Origin of the sequence: Treponema sp. OMZ 805 (genome assembly GCF_050937395.1) — a bacterium.
Taxonomy (GTDB): domain Bacteria; phylum Spirochaetota; class Spirochaetia; order Treponematales; family Treponemataceae; genus Treponema.
The window spans coordinates 1-20932 of record NZ_JACCLP010000018.1; the positions used below are offsets into that span (position 1 = coordinate 1).

Genomic DNA, 20932 nt, shown 5'->3' on the forward strand with positions numbered 1-20932 from the left:
CTGTAATGATATACTGATAATCCTATGCTTTGTCAAGCAAAAGCTTAAAGCCTGTCAAAGCAACGCCATATAACGCCGTAGATGCCCCGCATATTTGCAAAAGTTATAGTAGGGAGAGCGTATGTAATACCAGCATGGCAGAAATACGGGATGCCTCTTTTGAAAACTGCTGATATGAGATTGCGGCAGGTTCTCCCGCATTGTCGGAAATACAACGCAATATCACAAAGGGAATGGCATTCATTACGCAGGTTTGAGCAACCGCAGCGCCCTCCATTTCAACACAATCAGCCTTAAACGTCGAGATAATCTCCTGCTTTACCGCAGGATTAACAATAAAGCGGTCACCCGAAGCGATGCGTCCTGCAATCATCTTGTCGGCATGTGCAAATTCTGCTGCATGGTTATTTTTCAGCTGCGTAAAGGTTTTCATTAAAACCGTGCGTAGGGCGTCGTCTGCTTTCCAAAACGGAGACGATGTACCGGCGACTTGCCCTTTCGCATAGCCGAATACCGAAACATCCACATCATGCTGTACCGCATCGGTCGAAACGACCAAGTCGAATACATGCAGCGCATCGTTTAAACCTCCGGCAGTACCGGTGTTGATAATTATTTCCGCATGAAATTCCGAAATCAGCAACTGTGTACAAATCGCTGCATTCACTTTACCGATGCCGCCGCATACGCTGATAACCGTATGGATACCGTGCGCCGCTTCATAAAACACGAGTCCGGCTCTTTCGATTTTTCGTCCTTGTAGACTTTGCCGAATGTTTTCCAGCTCCTGCTGTTCCGCTGCAAATATACCTATCCTCATCTTTCTATCCTTTATATCTATATATCAGGGTAATCGCATCAGACTGTGTTTTAGCCCCTCATAAGAATGTATCGGAATTAAAAAAAATGTACTAGAGAAACATGGGCGGTCTCAAAAGTTGGTTACTTTTTCGACATCCCCAGTATTTTCCTCGTGCATACTTCAACAGTTTATTCGTGCGGCGGGCTTGTAAACATCTTATTTTGTTTGTAACGCAGGATATAGTATTTTTTACGATAAACGTATATATTAATAGTGTTCTCTTATCTTATATTCACGGGATGAACAAAGGCGGTTTTGTATGGATAATCTGAAGAAAAATTTAGCGGACAGAAAAAAAGAGCGAGAAAATTTACAAACAATGCTTAATTCATTGTACAGAGAATGCGGCGAAGCCCAATTCGAATATGTTTTACAGCGTAAAGAAACGACGCCACACATCGACGAACAAGATTTTGAAGCGTGGAAAATGCTAAGAGAATCCCGCCGAAAGGATTCGGATACTATTTTGAGCATTAAGACGGCACAATCGCGGCAAAATGAATTAAAAGTTTTTTCTAAAGAAGTTGATAAACTATTACATGAACAGCAGCGTGCATATCAGAAAGCACGGAATGATTTTATTTTACTGTTCTTTCAAGCCTATCAAAATAATTCGGTCCCGCAAATTGTACACATTACCCAATCGATTGAGCCACTTAAAGAGTCTATCGAGAAGGTACAGCAAGAAAAACAAGCGCTCGAACAGCAAAAAACCGAGGCACATTTTTTTAAAAAGCTGACATTGAGTCCACAGTTGCTGTCTTTAAAAAATAAATTGACCAGCCTGCAAAAGAAAATGAATGAACAAATTATTGCGGCAGGAGAGGAGTCTCTCACGGATGATGTTATAAAAGAAGTACGCGGCGCATCCTTTCCGGAACAGCTTGAAACAGCATATCTTGCCTTACAAGCAATCGTTTCAAAACAAGATGAGATGGAAGACAGAAAGGAAACACTAAATGCCGAGCAGAAAAAACTTGAAGAAACATTCACGGAATGCGGTGTCACCGATACCCCTCAGAAACGGATCAATATTCTGACGGACATCATAAAAAATACGGATGAAAAAATTGAGGAAGCCGAAAGACGGCAAGGCTCACAATATAGCGATATCTTTTATACCGAGATAGGCACGAGCACCGCCGAATCCCTTACCGGCGTACCGGAACTGTTTAAACCGTATTTAGATGCTATTGCGGAGTATCGTGTAAAGCTTGGAAAAAATGCAATCGACATCGAATATATCGAAAACGAACTCGCCCTTGCCGGTGAGGTACATAAAATAGAAACATTACAAAAAGCGATCGCCGGATACAAAGACGGCATTGCACAGTACGAAAAGCTCATCGAAACCGCTGAACGGGATATTGCACGCGAAGAAGAAATAAAACTGGGGCTTGAGGAACGAAATAATGAGCTGAAACCTCAAGGTTCGGCGGACTGAGGCAAAATTCGACTGATAGGTGCGAATGCCCATTTTTTCGGTTTAAAGAAGCCTTGAGCGTATACGGCGCCGAAGCCGGATTCATACAGATGGATTTTTCGTATCTGCTTTGTAATGTTCCATTTTTTTATATACATACCGTAAGATTCCAGAAAATTGAGCGGCTGCATCTTAGTAAAACCGCATCGAGTATCATACGCAGCCGTTGCAATCTCAATGTAGACGCTGTAAGGAGCCTCAAGCTCCATTTCAAGCGGATTTTGATTTTTAGTAAAACAAGCCCCGACCTGAACACTCACGATAGTATCTATCGGTAAAAGCTGCTCGACAGGATATCCACCATAACTAAACGATGCTCGTGCGTTACGGAGAGTTTCTCCCGATATTTCAAGCCGCTTATTATTCGCTGCAAGATAACGGTACATACAATCAATCAGTTCAAATAAGTTTATGCCTGTCTCTGCCGCTACGTCGAGTATGAGTTGTATATCATCAGTGTTTGTATAGTAGACACGGTTCTCCCTCATCGGTATAGCTGAAACTACTTTTTCAATAATAGGATAGGCTTCATCAGCGCTCATCCCCACTACGTGCAACGAAGAGAAAATCAAAAAATATAACACAGGTAATAATTTTTTATGCATTATCAATAAAACCCTTTCTTTACGGCAGAACCCATGCTATTTTTTTTGTTTCACGCTGTTCGAAGGCTTCCATCAGCAGCGGCTCGATGCCTATACGCGCATAGATCTCTTCGGCATCTTTCTGCCGTGTATGCAGCACCGGATGCTTGGGCGAAAACAGCACGCAGCAATCCTCATAGGGCAGTATGGAAGTTTGATAGGTGCCGATATCAACCGCATACCGTATGATTTCTTCCTTGTCCATGCCGATAAGCGGACGCAAAATCGGAAGCTTTGCGCAGCTATCGGTAATCGTAAGGTTCTCGATTGTTTGGCTTGCCACCTGCGCAAGGCTTTCTCCCGTAACCAAACACTGGGCATTAACCTTTTCAGCCAGCATTTCGGCGGTGTGCATCATACACATACGGAGCAGGAGCGTCAAATAGGGTTCCGGCACCGTCCGCTTGAGGTGCTGCTGTACCTTGGTAAACGACACAACGGTAAGGTACCCGCCGAGTCCGTAACGGGCTAAAATACCGGCTAAGGTTTCTACCTTTTGCTGAGCTTCCGGTGATGTATACGGATGGGAATGAAAATACACGTAATCGACTTTCATACCGCGGAAAAGCATTTTGTATCCGGCAACGGGGGAGTCGATTCCGCCCGAGAGCAGCAGCAGCGCCCGTCCCGAACAGCCGCAGGGAAGCCCCCTCCTGCCGGTATGTTCGACACCGTAAATGAACGCTTGCTTTTCGCGCACCTCGATGCTGATAACCGCGTCGGGGTTATGCACATCGACGGTTAAAATTCCCGCCGTATGAATAGTGCCGCCTACTTCCCGCGCAATGTCATACGAAGTGAGGGGAAATTGCTTATCGGCGCGGCGGGCTTCAATTTTAAAGGTGCGTGCACCTTGCGCTTGCAACGCCTTAGCTTCGGCAACAGCCGTTTCGGAAATTGCCTCAAGCGTTTTGTCCGCCGGTTTTGCCTGCGCCCAGCTCGTAATACCGAAAAGGTGATTCAAAGCCGCTTCTACCCGCGGCTGCAAGGCCTCATCAGCCCGTACATACATCCGTCCGGCGCGTACCTGTACGTTCGGTACTGCTCCGCCAAAATAGCTTCTGAAGTTTTGCGCAAGCCGCCGTTCAAAATCCTTTAGGTTCCCTTTTTTAAGATTGATTTCTCCGATTTTTGCCAGATAAAAAAGCTCCGCCATGTAAGTTCCGTTAAACCTCCGTTACATTGTTACATTATTACATTGCTAAATTGTGCCCGCGATGGCGGTGCCGAACGTAATTGCATGATCGAGGGACAACACCTCAAAATAAATGCCGCGGTTTTGCGTCAACGCCGTATAGAGGTGCGCAAGGACGGCATCGTGTAACCGGTGCGTTTTTAAAAACGTTGTACCCTCTGCAAGGATACAAACCGGCAGCGCAGGATTTTTCCCCTTGCCTGTTTTAATGACAGCCGCCGCGATATTCCCCGCAGCGAGCCGCGCCGTGCGCATAATCAGTGCATCCAATATCCGGTAGAGAACCTCGCGGTCTTCTTCCGTGCCGCCGGCTAACGGAAGTCCGAGCGGAGTTTGATCGGAATACGGCGCTTGCAAAAAGCGGTTTACATCGATGAGCGGAAGGTCGGCAATGGAAGCAAACGCTTTTTTAACACCGGCGGAAAAAAGATTGTCCGCAGCGGCTGCCCGTATCATCACCGAAGCAACCGAGCCGAGGTAGGCGCCGGAGCACATCTTTTCAAACCAAAACATCTGCGGCTGGTCGGTCTTTTTTGCAAACGCTTCGTCAAAATCGCTGCGCGGCTGTTTGTTCGACTTTCCCGACTCGCAGACGACAATCTGCGCGGGCAAGGCTACGGTACCGGCGCTGTTCGCCGCAATTTTTGGGATATTCTGATATTCGATATACGCGGCGTTCATGCCGGTTCCGAGGATAAAGCCTATATACGAATCGTATTTTTTCCCGCCGACGGCAGTTGATGCCCCTGCGAGGAGCGCCGCGACCGTATCGTTTAACAGTACAATGCGTTTCAGTTTATTCCAGCCCCGCTGCATCAGCGCCGTCTCCAGATTTTGACCGACTAATGAGCCGATCACCTCGGGCGCTTTGATTTCCTTAGAGAATTGCAGCACTTCGCCGTCGCCTGCCGGAGTAATTTTCATCGCATACGAAAAGCAAAACGCGATAGAATCCGCGGCGTTCTTTAAATGATCTAAATAAGAGGCGATGGTGTCAAAAAATTCCGCTTTGGAGTATTCCCGATCGGTTGCCGGCATCGGCTTCCGCTCAGGCTGACTGATAGACGGGATACTGTTTTCGTCAAAGGTAACCAAGCATGAGCGGAAATTGGTTCCGCCCGCATCGATAACGATAACCGAAGTATTCTTTGGCGGCTGTTGAGGCGGCATAAACCACGTAGGAATCATATCCAGAGCCGGCCCTGTACCGACGGGAATGCTCGGATCCCGTTTCAGTCCTTCTTCCATGTCATACAGCAGCGTATCGATAACCGTATTGACCGTAGGGCCTTCCGCATCAAAATTGTGCCGTCCAAAAAACGCAGCGACCGAATGCCGAATGTCCATTGTAATGCCTCCCGATAAATTCATTCACAAATATTCTATAATAACGAAATACTCCGTCCCGCACACTGAGCCCGCATATCGTCGGGCCATACCGAAACCTGTGTTTCACCGATATGCGCTTTCCGCAAAAAGAACATACAGAGCCGCGACTGCCCGATTCCCCCGCCGATGGTTTGGGGAAGTTCTCCGTTCAGCAGCTTTGTATGAAAAAACAGCGATGCCCGTTCCATACAGTTGCGGGCGGCAAGCTGTTCCCTCATCGTTTTAGGACTTACCCTGATTCCCATCGACGAGAGTTCAAGCACATCTTTCAACACGGGATTCCATACCAGTAAATCTCCGTTTAATCCATGCCGTCCGCTGCCGGTTGCGGTAATCCAGTCGTCATAGTCGGGCGCCCTGCCGTCATGCGGTTCTCCGTTTGTAAGCGGAGCGCCGATACCGATTAAAAAAACAGCGCCGTACTGTTGAGCACACTTCCGCTCCCGTTCCTTTCCGGAAAGATTGGGATACTGCGCATAGAGGTCTTCCGCATGGATAAAGGTGATATGTTTCGGCAGAATCGGCTCGATTGCCGAATAGTTATCATAGATAAAAAACTCGGTACACTTTAAGCAATCGTATATTTTTTCTACGGTTGCCTTCAGAAAATCGAGCGTTCGGTCGGTCTCCTCCATCGCGAGTTCCCAATCCCACTGATCGACATACAGCGAATGAATATTATCGAGTTCCTCATCGGCTCGGATCGCATTCATATCGGTATAAATACCGAAGCCGGACTGTAATCCCATTTCCGCTATTTTAACACGCTTCCACTTTGCAAGCGAGTGTACAATCTCAAGTTCCTGCTCGTTCATATCCTTTACCGGAAAATGCACTGCCCGCTCTATGCCATTCAGATCGTCGTTCAATCCTTTCCCTCTGGGAACAAAGAGCGGAGCCGTAACGCGCGTTAAGTTCAAACGGGTCGATAGGGTGAGCTGAAAAAAGCTCTTAATACGGACGATAGCCTGTTCCGTTTCTTTACCGGTTAAAACCGGACGGTAGTGTTCGGGGATATAAAGATGCGGCATAAGCTCTGACTTTCCTTAATGATTTTCACATGAGATACGCCAATCTATCTTTTTTTCAGGGAAAAAACAAGGGTGTGGTTGTATCCCTTTTGTGCGGAATTGTGCTCAAAATTTCAGACAGTTTATTTTAGAAGAAGGGTAATCGTATCAAACAGATAGAGCAAATTCCGCAGAATGTCTGTGGGGCGGAGGTTTTGCCCGAATTGATTTTTCGGGTAGCAGAATCCGTCATTGAGGATGTTCGGCAGTGGTGCAACCGTCCGCTGGAGAAATTATACCCGATACTTTTTCTCGATGCGCTGCGAATGAATCCAAGATAGAACGGCAAAAACCTCAACAAATGACATCCTCATCGCCTGTATGGACGAACTTACGGGCACCCCCGACGCAGAGTGTCGGAGGTATTGGGCACCTCTAAAAACTCGGTTAGATTTTTAGAGGTGCCCCTATGTATAATACGGTAATTGCTCTTTAAAGTGATCTTTACCGTTATTCAACCAGAATACGACATGGTTCATTGCTTCCGCAGCTTTTGTCTTTGCAGCTATATCCGAATTGAATCCTTGATGGGGCTGTACATAGAAATTCGATTTCCTTGCCAGTGCTTCATCGATAATTTCTTTTGCGGCCAGAATATTTTCATTACGGCAACCATTAAAATCGTTTGCCCGCAAATAATCCGTTAATTCAGACTCTTGGCTGAACACATCCGCTGCAATACCGATAATCTTTCCTTCTCTGTAGAGCTTCAGCAACGTCGCTTCAGGAGCAATTTCTCCTCTTGTAACATTGATAAAAATCAGCGGTTTTTTTGCTTTTAAAAGATACGTTTCATCAAAGTATCCTGCATTATAAAACCTGCTGTTTTTATCTTTTGTTAAATTCATTACATTGATGAGTATATCGGAATTTGCAATAGCAGTATCGCGATCCGTAAAACGGCAGTCTTTATATTCCGACATTTGTTTCAATTCGTTCTCGCGAATATCCACTGCTTGAACAGTTACGCCGTTTGCCTCAAGGTCTTCATAAATCCGTTTACCGATCTTTCCGACGCCGTACACGGTGGCAACCCTGTTTTTTCCCAGTTCAATAAAAGATTTCGTATTTTTTCTTTCAAAAATCTTTGTGTTATCTGAATACTCATTTAAATTGCCTGTTGTGCAATACAGGAATTTTATTGCGGTTTGTGCAACGGCATCAATGCAATATTCTCTTAAACTTGCTAAGTTAATCTTGTATTGCAGGTGTTCAAAATGATCATATCCCGCACTCCGCGTAATAACGCTTTTTTTAATTCCATTATTAACATACGAATCCGGCAATTTCGAATGCGTTTTCGTCGTAATGATATCGGGTAAATCAACCGTATTTTCTTTCAGATATTCTTGGATAGTCAATGGCGTAATTAAAGAGGTAAAAGAAGTAGGCAATGCGCCTTTCTTTTGCAGTTCTTCTGTTATATTCTTTAAAAACTCCGCTTCTTTACCGAGCGCCTCAAAATGTATTATATCGTACTTCAGCATACTCATTCATCTCCTTTTGAATACTGCATCTTTCCGGGTGTCCACCACTTAAATGCCAGGGCGATAACCGTTAACACGATAAACCCTGCCCACATAACGAATGTCGTGTACATCGGATATACTCCGCCCATCGCAATAAAGATAGGAGGTAATGCCTGTAAAGCGATTGCAATAGGTCTGTTAAGCAAGTCCGTTATACCGGTATCTTCCAAACCTCGCGATTTTTGATCAGGGTCAACAACCCTACTGAGCAATACACCCGTTGCGATAACACCGTTTGCACGGCCGTAATTCATAATAGCCCGCTCAAACCAATCTTTAGACGAACTATATTTACCGACATACAGAAACCATACAATATTAAGGATAAGACCAAATACAAAACTGATTAAAAGCGGCCCGAAGTTTGCGGCAATAACATTGAGTTTGAGCCCGACAATGGCAGATATAACCAATAAATCCGTTGAGGTACTGCTCATTCTTTGTACGGTATATCTGTCAACATACTTGGCGGCGCCGGTTTTCTTTAAAAAGAACTGCATGATATATCCGAAGAGTAATGCGGAAACGAATACCGGAATGGAAAGCCAGCTCACTTGACGCTGCACCATACTCGAGAACCATTTACCCAACATAGTAGCGATCATAATGATTCCGATATGGAATGCGAGCGGATCCAAAGACATATTTGAAATCGTGATTTTTCCACCGCTTTTTTGCTGACTTTCAGGAATAAGCCCCGTACGGATATATTCGGGAAGCTGCTTCGGCGATTCAACATAGTTTGTATAACCTTTCCGCGTACCCCAGTTGATAATAATCATACCGATAACAATACCGCCGACTAATCCGACTGTAGCCGATGCGTTTGCCAAATCGAAAAATTCAGGATATCCATGCTCTTTATAAATCGCACCAACAGCAGCGGCCGTCCCGTGTCCGCCGTAAAATCCGGTTGCCATCAGCAAACCGAAACCATCGTTCAGCCCTGGCCACAATTTATTGAGTATTCCAAGCGCTAAAGCCATTCCTGCTGCATACTGCAGCATCAGGATGCCCGTATTTTGATAGAAGAAACCGCCTACGCCTTTTATCTCTTTTTTTGAGATAGGCTTATCTCCGATGGGCGTACACGCGAACACAACTGCGATAAGCACCCCTGCATACTTTGTTAATTGAGCTGAGAACGGCAATATCTGAAAACCACTCGGCCCAAGAGCCAAGCCGATAAAACCTCCTATCAGCGAAGCCGGCATCAGTATGGACTGAAAAAACTTGACCTTAGCTCTTAAAAATTGGCCGATAAGCAGCAGTGCGCCTAAAAGTCCCGCATCGGTTACAATATCCCATAAAGACATAGATTCCTCCTCTCTCGGTTTGCATCAATATTTTGATGTTATAAATAAATATTAAACAAGATATTGATTTTGTCAAGTCTTTAACATCAAGATTATGATATTCTGCGGCTATGAGCTTTAAGGATAGGCTTAGACAAGAGATTGAATATAAAGGATTGCTCGTAAAAGAACTCTCCGCGGAAGTAGGAATCAGTAACAGTACATTTTTATCGTATATAGATGCGCGCGGAGTTTTACCGAATGTGGAAACAGCCGTTAAAATAGCGTCGGCGCTCGGCGTTTCTGTTGAGTATTTGGTTACGGGAAAGGATCCGATTTATAATTCAAAGCAGAGCGATATACAGGATATCACGCATGATCTTATAAAACTCACCCCTTATCAGATGGAAATCATAAAAAAAATGGTACATGCACTGGTATAGCGGATTGGGAGGTGTTGTAGACGGTCTGTTATTGGTGCAGAGGCTTTAATGTTTGGATGCTCTGTGTCGAGGTATGTTAATTTACAGGGTACTCCAAAGAGTGCCTGATGTATTTACCCTGATATACCTTTCTTTCTTCTCTCCTGATTTTGATATTTCGCAACCGCCACAAAACTTCCATTTAACCCCTTGACTTTTCATAGCAGACTATTTTCAAAAGGCAGTTCTAATGTCTTTACCCTTTTTCGTTTCATTGACTGAAACCGGTAAAAGTGCCATACTTGCCAATAACTTTATACGAACATCGCTAAAAACTAACCGAGTTTTTAGAGATGCTCATACCTTTTTAGGAGGATGAAATATATGAAGAAAAGAATTTGTATTCTCTGTTTACTCACCGTATTTTCGATAGGCTTTCTTTCCGCCAAAGTAAAGATGAGCCTTGATGTAGGACCGGTCTATACCTATTTCGGTAGCCGTACAACTCACAGCAGCGAAAATAAATCTTCATGGGCAACCCATACCGGCGGTCTGAATGTCTTATTCGGTGTTGAGTTCGTTCAAAATTTCGGGGCATACGGAACCGTGAATTTTGCGTTCGGACAAAAAATTATCACGAAAAACCGTGTAGGGAACAATAACCACAAGGTAATTACTATAGACAGAGGGAACGAAGATCTGACGTATGTAATCGACAGTCAGTTTGGATTTTTCTATGTATTCCATCCCATAAAAAAGATGGATCTTACACTCGGACTCGGTCTTGGCATCGGGGGAAGCGGGCGAAACAACACGTATACTAAGCTTTTTGTAACAACAAAAGAAGAAAAATCGCAAGTCAATATCGGCGGCGGCGTCAATCTGAATGTTTCCTATATGTTTACCAAAATGGTAGGAATCTACGGCGGCATATCCGATACGCTCTACGCTCCCGTATATACAAAAACTGTAACAAAAACCGGTAACACAAGCACTACAGCAGAAGATAAAAGTGCATCAGGGAAAATTGCACATTCGTTAAATATCAAAGCCGGTGTTCAATTCGTCTTTTAAAAGACACCCCCGACGCAAAGCGTCGGGGTATTAAACCATCCGCACGAATAAATCTGCGGTAAGTTTTGTTACACAAAAAAAAGCCGGTTAAAGAACCGGCCCGCCGTCTGGCTATCGGTCGATTAATGGGTGGGAGGGGAACTAACCGACCGATACTCTATATATCGGCTTTGATGTGCTAAACCTTAATGCATTTTATTTTAATCTGCAATTTCCTGCAAGAGAACATCCATCGTCATTGTCATTTCGTAGGTCTTTCCTTCCTCAACGGTAATTTGACGGGTTAGTTCATACGTTCCCATCTTAAAGACTATGGTATGCCCCCCCACTGCAACCGGCAGCGGTTCCTTTGAAAGCGTTATCTCTTGATTATCAAGGAATACTGCCACATTTTCCGGCGCTTGTATGTGCAGTAACGGCGTAATAGATTTCAACTGAACTTCCAGCTGCGTAATTTTACCTCGCTCGATAATACAAGAGCGCATTTCGGTTCGGTATGCATCTGAACTGATACTTATCGAATATGTCCCCGGCAATAACAGCTGCAAATCTTCGAACTGCGTAAGATATTCATTATTCAGCTGCACAGTAACAGGTTTCTGTTCCTTTTCGGGGAATTGAAGCTTCAACTGTAAGCCGCCCTCAGCAATCAGCAAGGGACGAATAATAACCGTAAAAGAGGCTCGTTCAAAATCGTCAGGCAAGCCTTTCATAACCGGATTCAGCCGCAGCATAACAGGACTTACAGCGACCCTACTGCTATACGGTAAAAGTTCACTATTTTTTATGTGCTTAAAAGTATAGTCTTTCTTTACCGGAATCCTCAGAATATGCGAAAACCTATTCGGCAGCAGCGCCGTACTGATTTTTTTTGCAGAATAGTCGATATATCTCTTTGAAGGTTCAGGTTTAATATCGGTATACACCGTATAAGCGATGGAATTGGGATAATTCATACTTATCTTATCCTGCTTTATTTCAAGTTCTATCCCTTCCAAAAACAAAAAATCGCTTTTAACCGCAAATGAAACCGCATCATTATAACCGATGGTGAGCGACACGGGTGCAAACGCCTCCCTGTCAAAGATATATGAATGCATATTGCTGACCCTAAAACTGTCAGGGTAAAAAAAAGAAATGGAAAAAAAGAAAAAATATGATGTTATACACAAGAGCTGTTTCATGACTTTGCTTTCTTTGTATCAATGAAAAGGGACGGATTTTTTGCTTTTCCTTGCTCGCGTACCTCAAAGTGTAAATGCGGTCCCGTGGAAAGTCCTGTAGAACCGACATACCCTATTACTATACCTGATTTTACCTTTTCATACAAGCGGGCTTGAACCTTGCTTAAATGACCGTACAAACTTTCCCTGCCGTCATCATGGCGTATCAGGATATAATTGCCGTAGATATTACTGTATGCAACTTCAATAACCGTACCTGCGGCACAGGCATAGACAGGGCTTCCGGTTGGGGCGGCAAGATCAATGCCTGCATGATAGGTTGATTTTCCGGTAAACGGGCTTTTCCGCATCCCGAAGTCAGAAGTAACAACTGCATTCTGCAACGGAAACCGATAGAACGGAACAAAAAAGAAGCTGCGCACGGTGCTGTCAAGCATTGCATTCGGAAAGCATTCCACCCGTATTTTTTTTCCGGGGTTTGCAGCAGAAGGAAGCGTAATTGAAAAGGATTCGGTTTTAAGCTTTTTACTCAGCGCTTCGGTCAATTTTTCGATATCCGAAACCGCTTTTTCGGGGAGATAGAGCGCCGGTAAAGTCGGTAGCAAGAGCATTTTACCTGAAATATTGGTTTTAACGGATTCGATACCGTTTAAAGTGATCAGCGCATCATACGGGATACTGCATCGGGCAGCAATTCGGATAATGGTATCTTCTTTTTGTGCTTTATAGCGATAAAATTGCAGGGGCAGTTCACGAGCGGTTTTTCCCGCTGCAAGCGCTTTCCGTGCATAGAGGACATCATCGCTATATTGCTGAAAAATATGATTTTGAGGAGACAGCTCCGGTATAAGCGGCAGTTCCGCGGACTCGGCTGCCGCAATAATATGGACAACCAGAAGAAGTGCGCAGCAGAGCGGAAATTTTTTCATCACAGAGAACGCTATATCCGGTCTTCCGAAAACCCAAAGGCTACGAAACCATATAATATGAGCGAGAGAATAAGCACGGATAAAGCCAAGATACGATGATAAGCAAAAATAAATATAAAGAAGAGGAGCAATCCTCCAAAGAGAATGAGCTTTTTTATGAGCGAATGCAGAAACCTTCGCGGATGAGCCTTATAGCTTTTTATACTGCGCTTAACAATGAAAAACAACAGGAGCGCCACAAAAAGCAGGAGACTGATAGCGGTATAAACCTGTGTGTACCGAGTTGCCAACAACCAGAGTGGATAGACAATACAAAAACTGAAAAGAAGGCAAACTCCTAAAAGCAAAACAAATGTACACGCCTTTAAAAATAGAAACTTATAACCGGCAGCCAGTTTGTGAAAATACTCTTTCACGCTTAAAACCTTTTGTAATAAAATAAGATAATAGCGGCAGTCTGTGCATACCGAACCGTCTTGCATTTACCGGTTCCAGAACTGCCGCAAAGAAACCTAAACGTTATTCTTCGGAAATTGCTTCCGTAGGACAAACGCCGGCACATGCACCGCAGCTGATGCAAGCATCAGCATCGATAACCCGTACTCCATTCGCTTCACTGATAGCGCCGACGGGGCATTCGCCCTCGCATGCACCGCAATTAACGCAAGCATCGGAGATCTTATAAGCCATAATCATACTCCTTGATATGTGTGATGCCCCTATCATAATCAGAACGACCGAAAAATGCAAGGCTCCGCATTGCATCTCATTGTAATCTTCCTTAAAATGCAATTACTTGACACCATATATAACATCCTTTAAAAATTATATATCTTGCAGGGCAACCGCATTAAAAATATTTTTAGAGGTTGCCTTCCTTCTGTGCGAAATTTTGGTTAAAATTTCGCACATTTTTTTCAACAGGCGGGTAAACGCATCAGGTAGAGTAGATAAAAACCGTGGAAAAATTAAGACTGTGAGACCATTTGAACCGCGAAGAGGTTCAACTCTGGTCGAATAGTCTCAATTTTTCCGCGGGGGGTGTTAAAAAAACGGCCTGATGCGTTTACCCTGATATATCTTGTGTGTACAAATTACACATATTATGATATATTGTACTATGGAGGTAGTAAAAATGGCAGTCGCACTAAAAAATGTAAGAATTGACTTGAGAGCCAACACTCAGCAAAAATCCACACTTGAGAGAGCTGCTGAACTTAAACATCTTTCACTCTCTTCATATATTCTTTCAACCTCATTAAAACAAGCACAAATAGATTTAACAGAAAATGATACTCTTGTACTTTCTAATCGTGATAGAGATTTAATAATGATGGCTTTAGATAAACCGCCGGAACCCAATGATGCTTTGAAAAGATTATTTCAATGATGAGTGACCATAAGTTAGTTTCAATAAAAGAAATACAACAAAAATCGCTCCTTAAAAAATTTGATTGCGGTATTGAGAAATTAAATGAATTTTTATCACGATATGCAATAAAGAATGATGAGTTGGGTATAGGGAAAACTTTTGTTGCTTTGAATAACAATAACCGGATTTCAGGCTATTTTACATTAGCGACAGCTCAAGTTGCTTATCAAGAAATTCCGGATAGATATAGAGATAAATTGCCGAAATATCCGATTCCTGCACTAAGAATTGCGAGGCTCGCTGTTAATAAAGAAATACAAGGGAACGGAATAGGAAAATGGCTTCTTTTACAAGTTTTTATAAAGGCTATTCAAGTAGCAGATATAACAGGTCTTTATTTGATAATAGTAGATGCAAAAGAAACTTCAAAAAACTTTTATGAACATTACGGTTTTCAAAAATTCATAGATGAGGATTTATCTTATTTTATGCTCGTTGATACAATAAGAAAAGCAACCCAAAAAACTGAGTTTTTTTAAAGGTTCCCTCAAAACAATCACAAACTTTATAGACTCGTATGTTCCTTCCTTAAAATGCAACAGTTGAACAAAGTTTCAACTTTGGAAACTGTTGCATTTGTGCGCGGAACGCGCATACGTCAATACGCGATATTTGCGTAAGCAAACTCGACGTGTTTTTAAGCCGCGCTATTTCAGCGGCTTAAAATAAACCTTCCCTAAAATGCAACAGTTGAACAAAGTTTCAACTTTCGATTGACTTTTTATGGGAGAATACCCTGTTTTAATTACCGGCGAAGAGTGTTTTTTTCCAGCGGGTGATCATCTGCAGGGCTTGGAGCGGAGTGGTTTCGTCGGCGTTTGTAGAAAGGATCTCGTTTATCACCATTTCTTCATCGCTAAAGAGACTATTTTCCGGAGAGGCTTTTTTCTTTGCCGGCACGGTAAAGTCCGTAGGTATGGTAGTACCGGGAACCTGTGCGTTCAGCAGTTCCGTCGCCCGCTGTATAACCGTTTCCGGCAACCCTGCAAGTTCCGCGACGTGCACCCCGTATGAATGGGCTGCAATACCTTCGATAACCTTCTTTAAGAATACAATTTTTCCTTCGGTTTCCAATACATCCAAACAAAGTTTTTGCAGCCGCGGATGGACGAGTTGAGCTAACTCGTGGTAATGGGTTGCAAAGAGGGTTTTTGCACCAATCGTATGCAAAAGGTATTCGCTCACCGCCCGCGCAATTGAAAATCCGTCCCCCGTCGAAGTCCCTCTGCCGATTTCATCCATAATAACGAGGCTGTTAACCGAGGCGTTACGCAAGATATATGCAGTCTCGGTCATTTCGACGAGGAAGGTAGACTCCCCGCGGGCGAGATTATCGCTTGCACCAACCCGACAAAAAATACAATCGACAGGGGTAAGCAGCGCTTTTTCCGCCGGCACAAAAGAACCGACCTGTGCAAGCAGCGTAATAAGTGCAGTCTGCCGCAAGAAAGTGCTTTTCCCTGCCATATTAGGGCCGGTAATGAGCGCAAACGAGGGTATATCCGAAGCGGCGGAAGAAGAAAGCCGTATGCTGTTGGGCACGAATTCGCCTGTCGGCAGATGATTTTCTACAACGGGGTGCCGACCTTCACGGATATCTAACAGGCCGTCGGCGGAAAACTCAGGCTTTACCCATGCATGAAGGGCTGCCGTATATGCAAAGGATTGTAGCACATCCAATTCTGCGATTTCTTTTGCAAGGAGGTGCAGTAGTTCAATCCGATTGTATACTTCCGTATGCACTGCAAGGAACAGCTCTTTTTCACACGCAATAATGTTTTCACCTACATCGTTCAGCTTTGTTTCAAGTTTGCTTAAAGCCTCCGTCGTAAAACGGTCGGCGGTTGTCAGCGAGCGGCGTCTAATAAAATGCTGAGGAATCTCCGCCGTTTTAAGGCTGCCGTGGGTTACTTCAAGAAAGTAGCCGCTTAACCGGTTGTACTTGATTTTTAAGTTTTTAATCCCCGATTTTTCCCGCTCTTTTTCCAAATAGTTTTCTAAAAGCTTATTGGCGTTATCCCGCGTATTGCGCAGTTCATCCAGTTTTTTTGACCAGCCCTGCTTAATTAAGCCGCCTTCGGTAAGGACAATCGGGCAATCTTCGGCGATGCTGTTGTCCAAAAGCGTATAGAGCCGTTCCATATCATCGCTCAGCTTTTGCGGCAGCTGTAAAAAAAAGAGGCCGTTACTTCTACTGAGCTGTGCAAGCTCGATACAGGCATTAAGGCTCTGCTTAATTCCTAACAGATCCTTTCCGTGCGCCCGCTGCATGGCAACCCTACCGGTAAGTCGGTGGATATCAAGCACTGCAGCAAGTGTGTTCCGCACGGCAGCGAGCGCTTTTTCATTATGGAAAAGCAGCGCCGTTTTATCAAGCCGCGCGTTTATTTCCTCAGCGGTTCGCAGCGGATGATAGAGCCAGTGCCGCAAAAGGCGCGTTCCCATCGCCGTCTTTGTATAATTGACGGTTTCAAACAGGGTAAAAGAATCCGTATTGTCATGCAGGTTTTGGAGCAGTTCAAGGTTTTTACGTGTCGCATCATCCATCATCACAAAATCGGAATCGCGGTATACCTTTATGCCTGTAATATGGGGCAAAGCCGCTCCTGTCGTTTGATCCAAATATTGAAGCAGCAGCCCTGCCGGTGGCAATTCGGGTGAAGATGCCGTTAAAGAAAACGATTTAAGTGTTTCGGTACCGAAGCACGCACACAGCCTCTTTTCTGCGGACGCAGCGGAAAAATGCCAATCGGGATAGAGGTTTTGTAGCATCTGCGGATATTCTCCGCACAAGGTTTTTAAGGCCGGCACCGAATTGGCAAGCGATATTTGAATAAGGATTTCCCGCGGCTGTATACGACCGAGTTCTTTTTTAAATTGCTCTGCAAAATCGGAACGCGGAAAAGACGTAGCAAAAAATTCTCCGGTGCTAACGTCAAGGTACGCAAAACCGATAAACACATCCGTAATAGTGCCGCGGGTAATTTCTTTCGGTGTGCAGTACACAGCAGCAAGGTAATTGTTTTGTCCTTGCTCAAGGAAATCTTCCCCTGTAGCGGTGCCGGGAGTAATTACTTCTACAATTTTCCGCTCGGTCAGTTCGCCCGGAACAACATCCGAAACCTGCTCGCAAATCGCAATTTTTTTTCCGGCACGCAACAGACGCGCAATATAAATACGCGAAGCATGATAAGGAATGCCGCACATCGGACTTCCCGTCCGCTGAGTCAGCGTTAAATTCAGCAGTTTACTCACCTCGATTGCATCGTCGTTGAACATCTCATAAAAATCGCCTAAGCGGAAAAAGAGCACAGCATCCCTATACTGCGCCTTTATTGAGAGATACTGCTGCATCATCGGGGTGAGCGACGCCGGTTTTGTCATATTAGTTTGAGCTGAGCTCTCGGATAACGGTTTCCGTAATATCGACAGTCGGGCTGTACCAGATAATTGCTTCGCCTTGTTGCAAGTTCAGTACCATCGTATAGCCTTGACTTTCCGCAATCTTTTTAATTGCGGCATAAAGACGGGAATAAAAGACATCATCGCTTACCAAACTCTTCCGCAGCACTGCCAACTCGTCGTTACACGCCTTGGAATATTCAAGCAAAAAACTCGTCTTTACGTCGATTTCGGCCTGATATTTTTGGACGGCATCGGTTTTTCCGATAGCTTCCGCATCCACCTTCTTTTGGCGAAGCGCGATAATTTCATCGGACATCCGCTGTATTTCTGCTTGATACTTTACCTGTTTTGCCTGATAATCGCGGACGGAACGGGAATCCCGCAAAAAAGTAGCGTAAATACGGGAAGTATCGACAACCGCAAACCGCGTTATCTGCTGCGCGGATAGCGCAACCGCACCCGCCAAAAGACAAAATAATATAAAAGTATATTTTTTCATCGATTCTCTCCTCTTATAAGTTGGGCACATTAAACGATAATACAAACCGCCAGTCGGCGCCTTTACCGTTTCCCCAAACCGGCTTTCCGTTCTGAGCTTTAAAGGTATTTGCAAACATCAGCCGTAGCGGGAATTGCGGAATAACAAAGCGCAATCCCGGTCCAAAGCTGAAATAGTAATCATCGATTTTAAAGGTCTTTAAATCAGTTAAATCTTTTTTGACGGCTGCCGCATCCGCAAAAAAGTCAAAGGACAGAATACCGTGCGCTAACGGCCATCTAAACTCTATCCAATGGTTGAGCAGCACATTGCCTTTGCCGCTCGAGCCAAGCGTCATCCAGCCCCGGCCGGTAAACATACCGTCAATAGCGAGTTTACTGCTATCCCCGATAAGGCTATTCGGCATCGGTATCTGGAACGAGAAACCGGTATAAAAGGCCAGTACAAACTTGAGGTTCCAAATTTCAGAAACAGGATAATCGACGAGGGTAATATACGCCTCCGCTTTTGTTTCGGAACGGAAGAAATATTCATCTTCAACTTTTGGTATAAGACCAAAGAAAGATATCTGTTCACTCAAGAACCAGCCCTTGCTTGGGTCATACGTAATATCGCGTCCGTCAAACGAGAGACGTGTCCAAAATGAGTTGCTGAGCCGCCATTTAGCCTCCTGTTGCCGTATCGTCGGATCAGCTGCACGATATAACTTAGTATCGTAGAAGTTCTTGACCAATGAAAAGTTCACACCACCGCGCAGTGTAATCGTCGCATATCGGGGGTACCATCGGTAACCGGTATGAACGCCGAATGTTGTTTCAAGTCGGTCATAACGCATTCGGTAGGCATTAGCCAAGTCTTTATTTTTTTCGAATTCTTCTTTATTTTTGAACGGCCCATAGGGGAATACCATATCCTGATAGTCGAACAGTGATTTATGTGTAAACGATAGGTCAAAGCCGAGTGTCAGCGGATAGCCGAGAAACCAGTTTTCAGCATAGCCAAGTTGGAGCGTTTGATTATCCGTTGCCGCAGTTGCATTAACCGATAGTTCGTTTCCACGTCCTGCAAGGTTCCGTTCCTGCCACTGCACGAATAATGAGAGAGGGAAACTGTCGGCATCGGAAACGCCCGAGAACGTAATACCGAATTGGATACTTGCCGTCGACTGCTCTTCAACATTGAGAATGACATCGATTAGATCCTGCTCGGAACCGGGCTGTACATCCGGCACAACCGTAGAAAAATAACGCAGGTTAAATAAATTGCGCAAACTGTTGGTAAATTTTGATTTTGAAAAAACATCTCCCGGCTCAAACAAAAGCTCACGGCGTATAACGTAATCCTTTGTCCGTGCATTACCGCGGATAATAATATTTTCGATATGGCTTCTGCTTCGTTCTACAATGGTAATTACAAACGATACTTTCTTAGTTGTTGAATCGCGCTGCATTGCTTTTGCAATATAATTTGAAGTATACCCGTTTTCAAAATACATATCGGCAATGGCTTGAAAGCCTTGCTCAAATCTGGTCATATTCAAAATGCTGCCCGGTGTCAGTCTTATTTTTGCGCTCAAATCTTCGGTAGAAAAAATCTTATTTCCTTCAAAAGAGGTTCCATTGTAAGTATACTGCTCTCCTTCCATAATGATATATGTCAGCTTTACCATGTTTTTTTGCGGATCGGATTCGGAATCTATGTCCTTAACGATGTTTTCAACATGAGCATCGATATAACCGCGTTCACCGTAGAATTGCTGTATCGCCGTCTTATCTTCTGCGAGTAGACTCTCTTGAAAAATCCCCTTCACAAGGAATTTTGCCGGTTTGGTAAGGAGAACTCCTTTGAGCGCCTTTTCTCCGACAGCGGTGTTACCTTGGAATGCAACTTCGGAAACAATTGTTTGCTTTCCTTCCGTAATGGTAAATTCAAGGATAACGCCGCCTTGTGGACTCTCTGAAACGCTCGAGCTTACGGCAGCCGATGCATAACCTTTTTCTATATAATAATTTTTGATGGTTTGCTCGTCGGCATTCTTTTTTATCTCATTGTAGATATCGCCTTTTTTTAATACTATCTTCGATAAAATATCGCCGCGTGAAATGCGGTTATTTCCGGTTATTTTTATCAACGTAACGACAGGTTTTTCCGTGACTTCAAATTCAAGCCGAACATACTGATAATCGATGTCGGCAGGAACGGCCTTGGGTACAATATCGGAAAAATAATCAAGCGCATATAATTTTTGCAGAATTTCCGAATACGTTGCATCGGAAAAAGGTTTTCCTTTAAACGAATCAAAAATACCGTCCATTTCGGTTTTTGATACGCTATTTAACCCCTGAAAAACAATTGCTGTTATCGGTTTATTTTCATACCAATTATCGGGAGCTTGAGCCCATAAAAAGCAGAAGGATAACATGAGCGCCGTTACGGCTACCACTTTCTTTAACATTAAAGACTCCTCTATCTCATTTACATTATCTTATCAACGATAGCATTATCGCACGGCAACCTTTT

At 44.1% G+C, this 20932-nt stretch carries 20 protein-coding genes; 7 read left to right on the top strand and 13 right to left on the bottom strand.

Annotated features, from left to right (window positions below; translation table 11 throughout):
- Positions 1-103: 103 nt before the first annotated feature.
- The gene (locus HGH47_RS11500) at positions 104-820 is read right to left on the bottom strand and encodes a 5'-methylthioadenosine/adenosylhomocysteine nucleosidase (RefSeq protein ID WP_212566187.1); all 717 of its coding nucleotides are present in this window, start codon (positions 818-820) and stop codon (positions 104-106) included.
- Positions 821-1121: 301 nt separating this feature from the next.
- On the opposite strand from HGH47_RS11500, the gene HGH47_RS11505 reads away from it, so the two are divergent.
- Positions 1122-2306, top strand: coding sequence for a hypothetical protein (locus HGH47_RS11505; RefSeq protein ID WP_212566186.1), 1185 nt, complete (start codon positions 1122-1124; stop codon positions 2304-2306).
- Here HGH47_RS11505 and HGH47_RS11510 read toward each other — a convergent pair.
- From HGH47_RS11510 to asnA, 4 genes are all read right to left on the bottom strand, one after another.
- Positions 2288-2887, bottom strand: coding sequence for a hypothetical protein (locus tag HGH47_RS11510; RefSeq protein WP_230974593.1), 600 nt, complete (start codon positions 2885-2887; stop codon positions 2288-2290). The genes HGH47_RS11505 and HGH47_RS11510 overlap by 19 nt on opposite strands.
- A gap of 82 nt (positions 2888-2969) precedes the next feature.
- Complete coding sequence (gene thiI / locus HGH47_RS11515; RefSeq protein WP_212566184.1) at positions 2970-4145, bottom strand: tRNA uracil 4-sulfurtransferase ThiI; 1176 nt, start codon at positions 4143-4145, stop codon at positions 2970-2972.
- A 45-nt stretch (positions 4146-4190) separates the two neighbouring features.
- A complete protein-coding gene (locus HGH47_RS11520) occupies positions 4191-5531 on the bottom strand; it encodes a hexokinase family protein (protein ID WP_432912469.1) in 1341 nt (446 codons plus the stop codon).
- 35 nt (positions 5532-5566) lie between these two features.
- The gene (asnA, locus tag HGH47_RS11525) at positions 5567-6604 is read right to left on the bottom strand and encodes an aspartate--ammonia ligase (protein WP_212566183.1); all 1038 of its coding nucleotides are present in this window, start codon (positions 6602-6604) and stop codon (positions 5567-5569) included.
- A 146-nt stretch (positions 6605-6750) separates the two neighbouring features.
- Here asnA and HGH47_RS11530 point away from each other — a divergent pair, with 146 nt between their 5' ends.
- Complete coding sequence (locus tag HGH47_RS11530) at positions 6751-6924, top strand: transposase (protein ID WP_212566535.1); 174 nt, start codon at positions 6751-6753, stop codon at positions 6922-6924.
- Between the two features lie 126 nt (positions 6925-7050).
- On the opposite strand, the gene HGH47_RS11535 is transcribed toward HGH47_RS11530, so the two are convergent.
- Together HGH47_RS11535 and HGH47_RS11540 are read right to left on the bottom strand one after the other, a co-directional pair.
- The gene (locus tag HGH47_RS11535) at positions 7051-8130 is read right to left on the bottom strand and encodes an NAD(P)-dependent oxidoreductase (protein ID WP_212566182.1); all 1080 of its coding nucleotides are present in this window, start codon (positions 8128-8130) and stop codon (positions 7051-7053) included.
- A 2-nt stretch (positions 8131-8132) separates the two neighbouring features.
- Entirely contained in the window at positions 8133-9488 is a 1356-nt protein-coding gene (locus HGH47_RS11540) for a sodium/glutamate symporter (protein ID WP_212566181.1), read from the bottom strand.
- Between the two features lie 110 nt (positions 9489-9598).
- Between HGH47_RS11540 and HGH47_RS11545 the strand changes: the two genes are divergently transcribed.
- Both HGH47_RS11545 and HGH47_RS11550 read left to right on the top strand, forming a co-directional pair.
- Positions 9599-9910 (top strand): helix-turn-helix domain-containing protein, encoded by a 312-nt coding sequence (locus HGH47_RS11545; protein ID WP_212566180.1) that lies wholly within the window; start codon positions 9599-9601, stop codon positions 9908-9910.
- 363 nt (positions 9911-10273) lie between these two features.
- Entirely contained in the window at positions 10274-10963 is a 690-nt protein-coding gene (locus HGH47_RS11550) for a DUF2715 domain-containing protein (RefSeq protein WP_212566179.1), read from the top strand.
- Positions 10964-11163: 200 nt separating this feature from the next.
- Here the strand turns inward: HGH47_RS11550 and HGH47_RS11555 are convergent, their stop codons facing one another.
- A complete protein-coding gene (locus HGH47_RS11555; protein ID WP_230974591.1) occupies positions 11164-12063 on the bottom strand; it encodes a hypothetical protein in 900 nt (299 codons plus the stop codon).
- Between the two features lie 80 nt (positions 12064-12143).
- A complete protein-coding gene (locus HGH47_RS11560; protein ID WP_212566534.1) occupies positions 12144-13076 on the bottom strand; it encodes a LysM peptidoglycan-binding domain-containing M23 family metallopeptidase in 933 nt (310 codons plus the stop codon).
- 95 nt (positions 13077-13171) lie between these two features.
- Between HGH47_RS11560 and HGH47_RS11565 the strand changes: the two genes are divergently transcribed.
- Positions 13172-13417 (top strand): hypothetical protein, encoded by a 246-nt coding sequence (locus tag HGH47_RS11565; RefSeq protein WP_212566177.1) that lies wholly within the window; start codon positions 13172-13174, stop codon positions 13415-13417.
- A 178-nt stretch (positions 13418-13595) separates the two neighbouring features.
- Here the strand turns inward: HGH47_RS11565 and HGH47_RS11570 are convergent, their stop codons facing one another.
- On the bottom strand, positions 13596-13766 hold the full coding sequence (locus HGH47_RS11570) for a DUF362 domain-containing protein (protein WP_016523292.1): 171 nt from the start codon (positions 13764-13766) through the stop codon (positions 13596-13598).
- A gap of 445 nt (positions 13767-14211) precedes the next feature.
- On the opposite strand from HGH47_RS11570, the gene HGH47_RS11575 reads away from it, so the two are divergent.
- Together HGH47_RS11575 and HGH47_RS11580 are read left to right on the top strand one after the other, a co-directional pair.
- The gene (locus tag HGH47_RS11575; RefSeq protein ID WP_212566176.1) at positions 14212-14466 is read left to right on the top strand and encodes a DUF1778 domain-containing protein; all 255 of its coding nucleotides are present in this window, start codon (positions 14212-14214) and stop codon (positions 14464-14466) included.
- Complete coding sequence (locus HGH47_RS11580) at positions 14463-14987, top strand: GNAT family N-acetyltransferase (protein ID WP_212566175.1); 525 nt, start codon at positions 14463-14465, stop codon at positions 14985-14987. Before HGH47_RS11575 ends, HGH47_RS11580 begins: the two co-directional genes overlap by 4 nt.
- 262 nt (positions 14988-15249) lie before the next feature.
- Here the strand turns inward: HGH47_RS11580 and mutS are convergent, their stop codons facing one another.
- Genes mutS through bamA form a run of 3 tightly spaced genes read right to left on the bottom strand, consistent with a single transcriptional unit; the run spans position 15250 to position 20867 of the window.
- Positions 15250-17892 carry a DNA mismatch repair protein MutS gene (gene mutS / locus HGH47_RS11585; RefSeq protein WP_432912478.1) on the bottom strand — a complete coding sequence of 881 codons (2643 nt, stop codon included), beginning with the start codon at positions 17890-17892 and terminating at the stop codon, positions 15250-15252.
- Position 17893: 1 nt separating this feature from the next.
- Entirely contained in the window at positions 17894-18412 is a 519-nt protein-coding gene (locus HGH47_RS11590; RefSeq protein WP_212566174.1) for an OmpH family outer membrane protein, read from the bottom strand.
- Between the two features lie 13 nt (positions 18413-18425).
- Complete coding sequence (gene bamA / locus HGH47_RS11595; RefSeq protein WP_212566173.1) at positions 18426-20867, bottom strand: outer membrane protein assembly factor BamA; 2442 nt, start codon at positions 20865-20867, stop codon at positions 18426-18428.
- Positions 20868-20932: the final 65 nt, after the last annotated feature.

What these genes read in the sequence shown, in the direction of transcription:
- HGH47_RS11500 (WP_212566187.1), bottom strand. Translation starts at nt 820, where the DNA reads ATGAGGATAGGTATATTTGCAGCGGAACAGCAGGAGCTGGAAAACATT.
- HGH47_RS11505 (WP_212566186.1), top strand. Translation starts at nt 1,122, where the DNA reads ATGGATAATCTGAAGAAAAATTTAGCGGACAGAAAAAAAGAGCGAGAA.
- HGH47_RS11510 (WP_230974593.1), bottom strand. Translation starts at nt 2,887, where the DNA reads ATGAGCGCTGATGAAGCCTATCCTATTATTGAAAAAGTAGTTTCAGCT.
- thiI (WP_212566184.1), bottom strand. Translation starts at nt 4,145, where the DNA reads ATGGCGGAGCTTTTTTATCTGGCAAAAATCGGAGAAATCAATCTTAAA.
- HGH47_RS11520 (WP_432912469.1), bottom strand. Translation starts at nt 5,531, where the DNA reads ATGGACATTCGGCATTCGGTCGCTGCGTTTTTTGGACGGCACAATTTT.
- asnA (WP_212566183.1), bottom strand. Translation starts at nt 6,604, where the DNA reads ATGCCGCATCTTTATATCCCCGAACACTACCGTCCGGTTTTAACCGGT.
- HGH47_RS11535 (WP_212566182.1), bottom strand. Translation starts at nt 8,130, where the DNA reads ATGCTGAAGTACGATATAATACATTTTGAGGCGCTCGGTAAAGAAGCG.
- HGH47_RS11540 (WP_212566181.1), bottom strand. Translation starts at nt 9,488, where the DNA reads ATGTCTTTATGGGATATTGTAACCGATGCGGGACTTTTAGGCGCACTG.
- HGH47_RS11545 (WP_212566180.1), top strand. Translation starts at nt 9,599, where the DNA reads ATGAGCTTTAAGGATAGGCTTAGACAAGAGATTGAATATAAAGGATTG.
- HGH47_RS11550 (WP_212566179.1), top strand. Translation starts at nt 10,274, where the DNA reads ATGAAGAAAAGAATTTGTATTCTCTGTTTACTCACCGTATTTTCGATA.
- HGH47_RS11555 (WP_230974591.1), bottom strand. Translation starts at nt 12,063, where the DNA reads ATGCATTCATATATCTTTGACAGGGAGGCGTTTGCACCCGTGTCGCTC.
- HGH47_RS11560 (WP_212566534.1), bottom strand. Translation starts at nt 13,076, where the DNA reads ATGAAAAAATTTCCGCTCTGCTGCGCACTTCTTCTGGTTGTCCATATT.
- HGH47_RS11565 (WP_212566177.1), top strand. Translation starts at nt 13,172, where the DNA reads ATGATAAGCAAAAATAAATATAAAGAAGAGGAGCAATCCTCCAAAGAG.
- HGH47_RS11570 (WP_016523292.1), bottom strand. Translation starts at nt 13,766, where the DNA reads ATGGCTTATAAGATCTCCGATGCTTGCGTTAATTGCGGTGCATGCGAG.
- HGH47_RS11575 (WP_212566176.1), top strand. Translation starts at nt 14,212, where the DNA reads ATGGCAGTCGCACTAAAAAATGTAAGAATTGACTTGAGAGCCAACACT.
- HGH47_RS11580 (WP_212566175.1), top strand. Translation starts at nt 14,463, where the DNA reads ATGATGAGTGACCATAAGTTAGTTTCAATAAAAGAAATACAACAAAAA.
- mutS (WP_432912478.1), bottom strand. Translation starts at nt 17,892, where the DNA reads ATGACAAAACCGGCGTCGCTCACCCCGATGATGCAGCAGTATCTCTCA.
- HGH47_RS11590 (WP_212566174.1), bottom strand. Translation starts at nt 18,412, where the DNA reads ATGAAAAAATATACTTTTATATTATTTTGTCTTTTGGCGGGTGCGGTT.
- bamA (WP_212566173.1), bottom strand. Translation starts at nt 20,867, where the DNA reads ATGTTAAAGAAAGTGGTAGCCGTAACGGCGCTCATGTTATCCTTCTGC.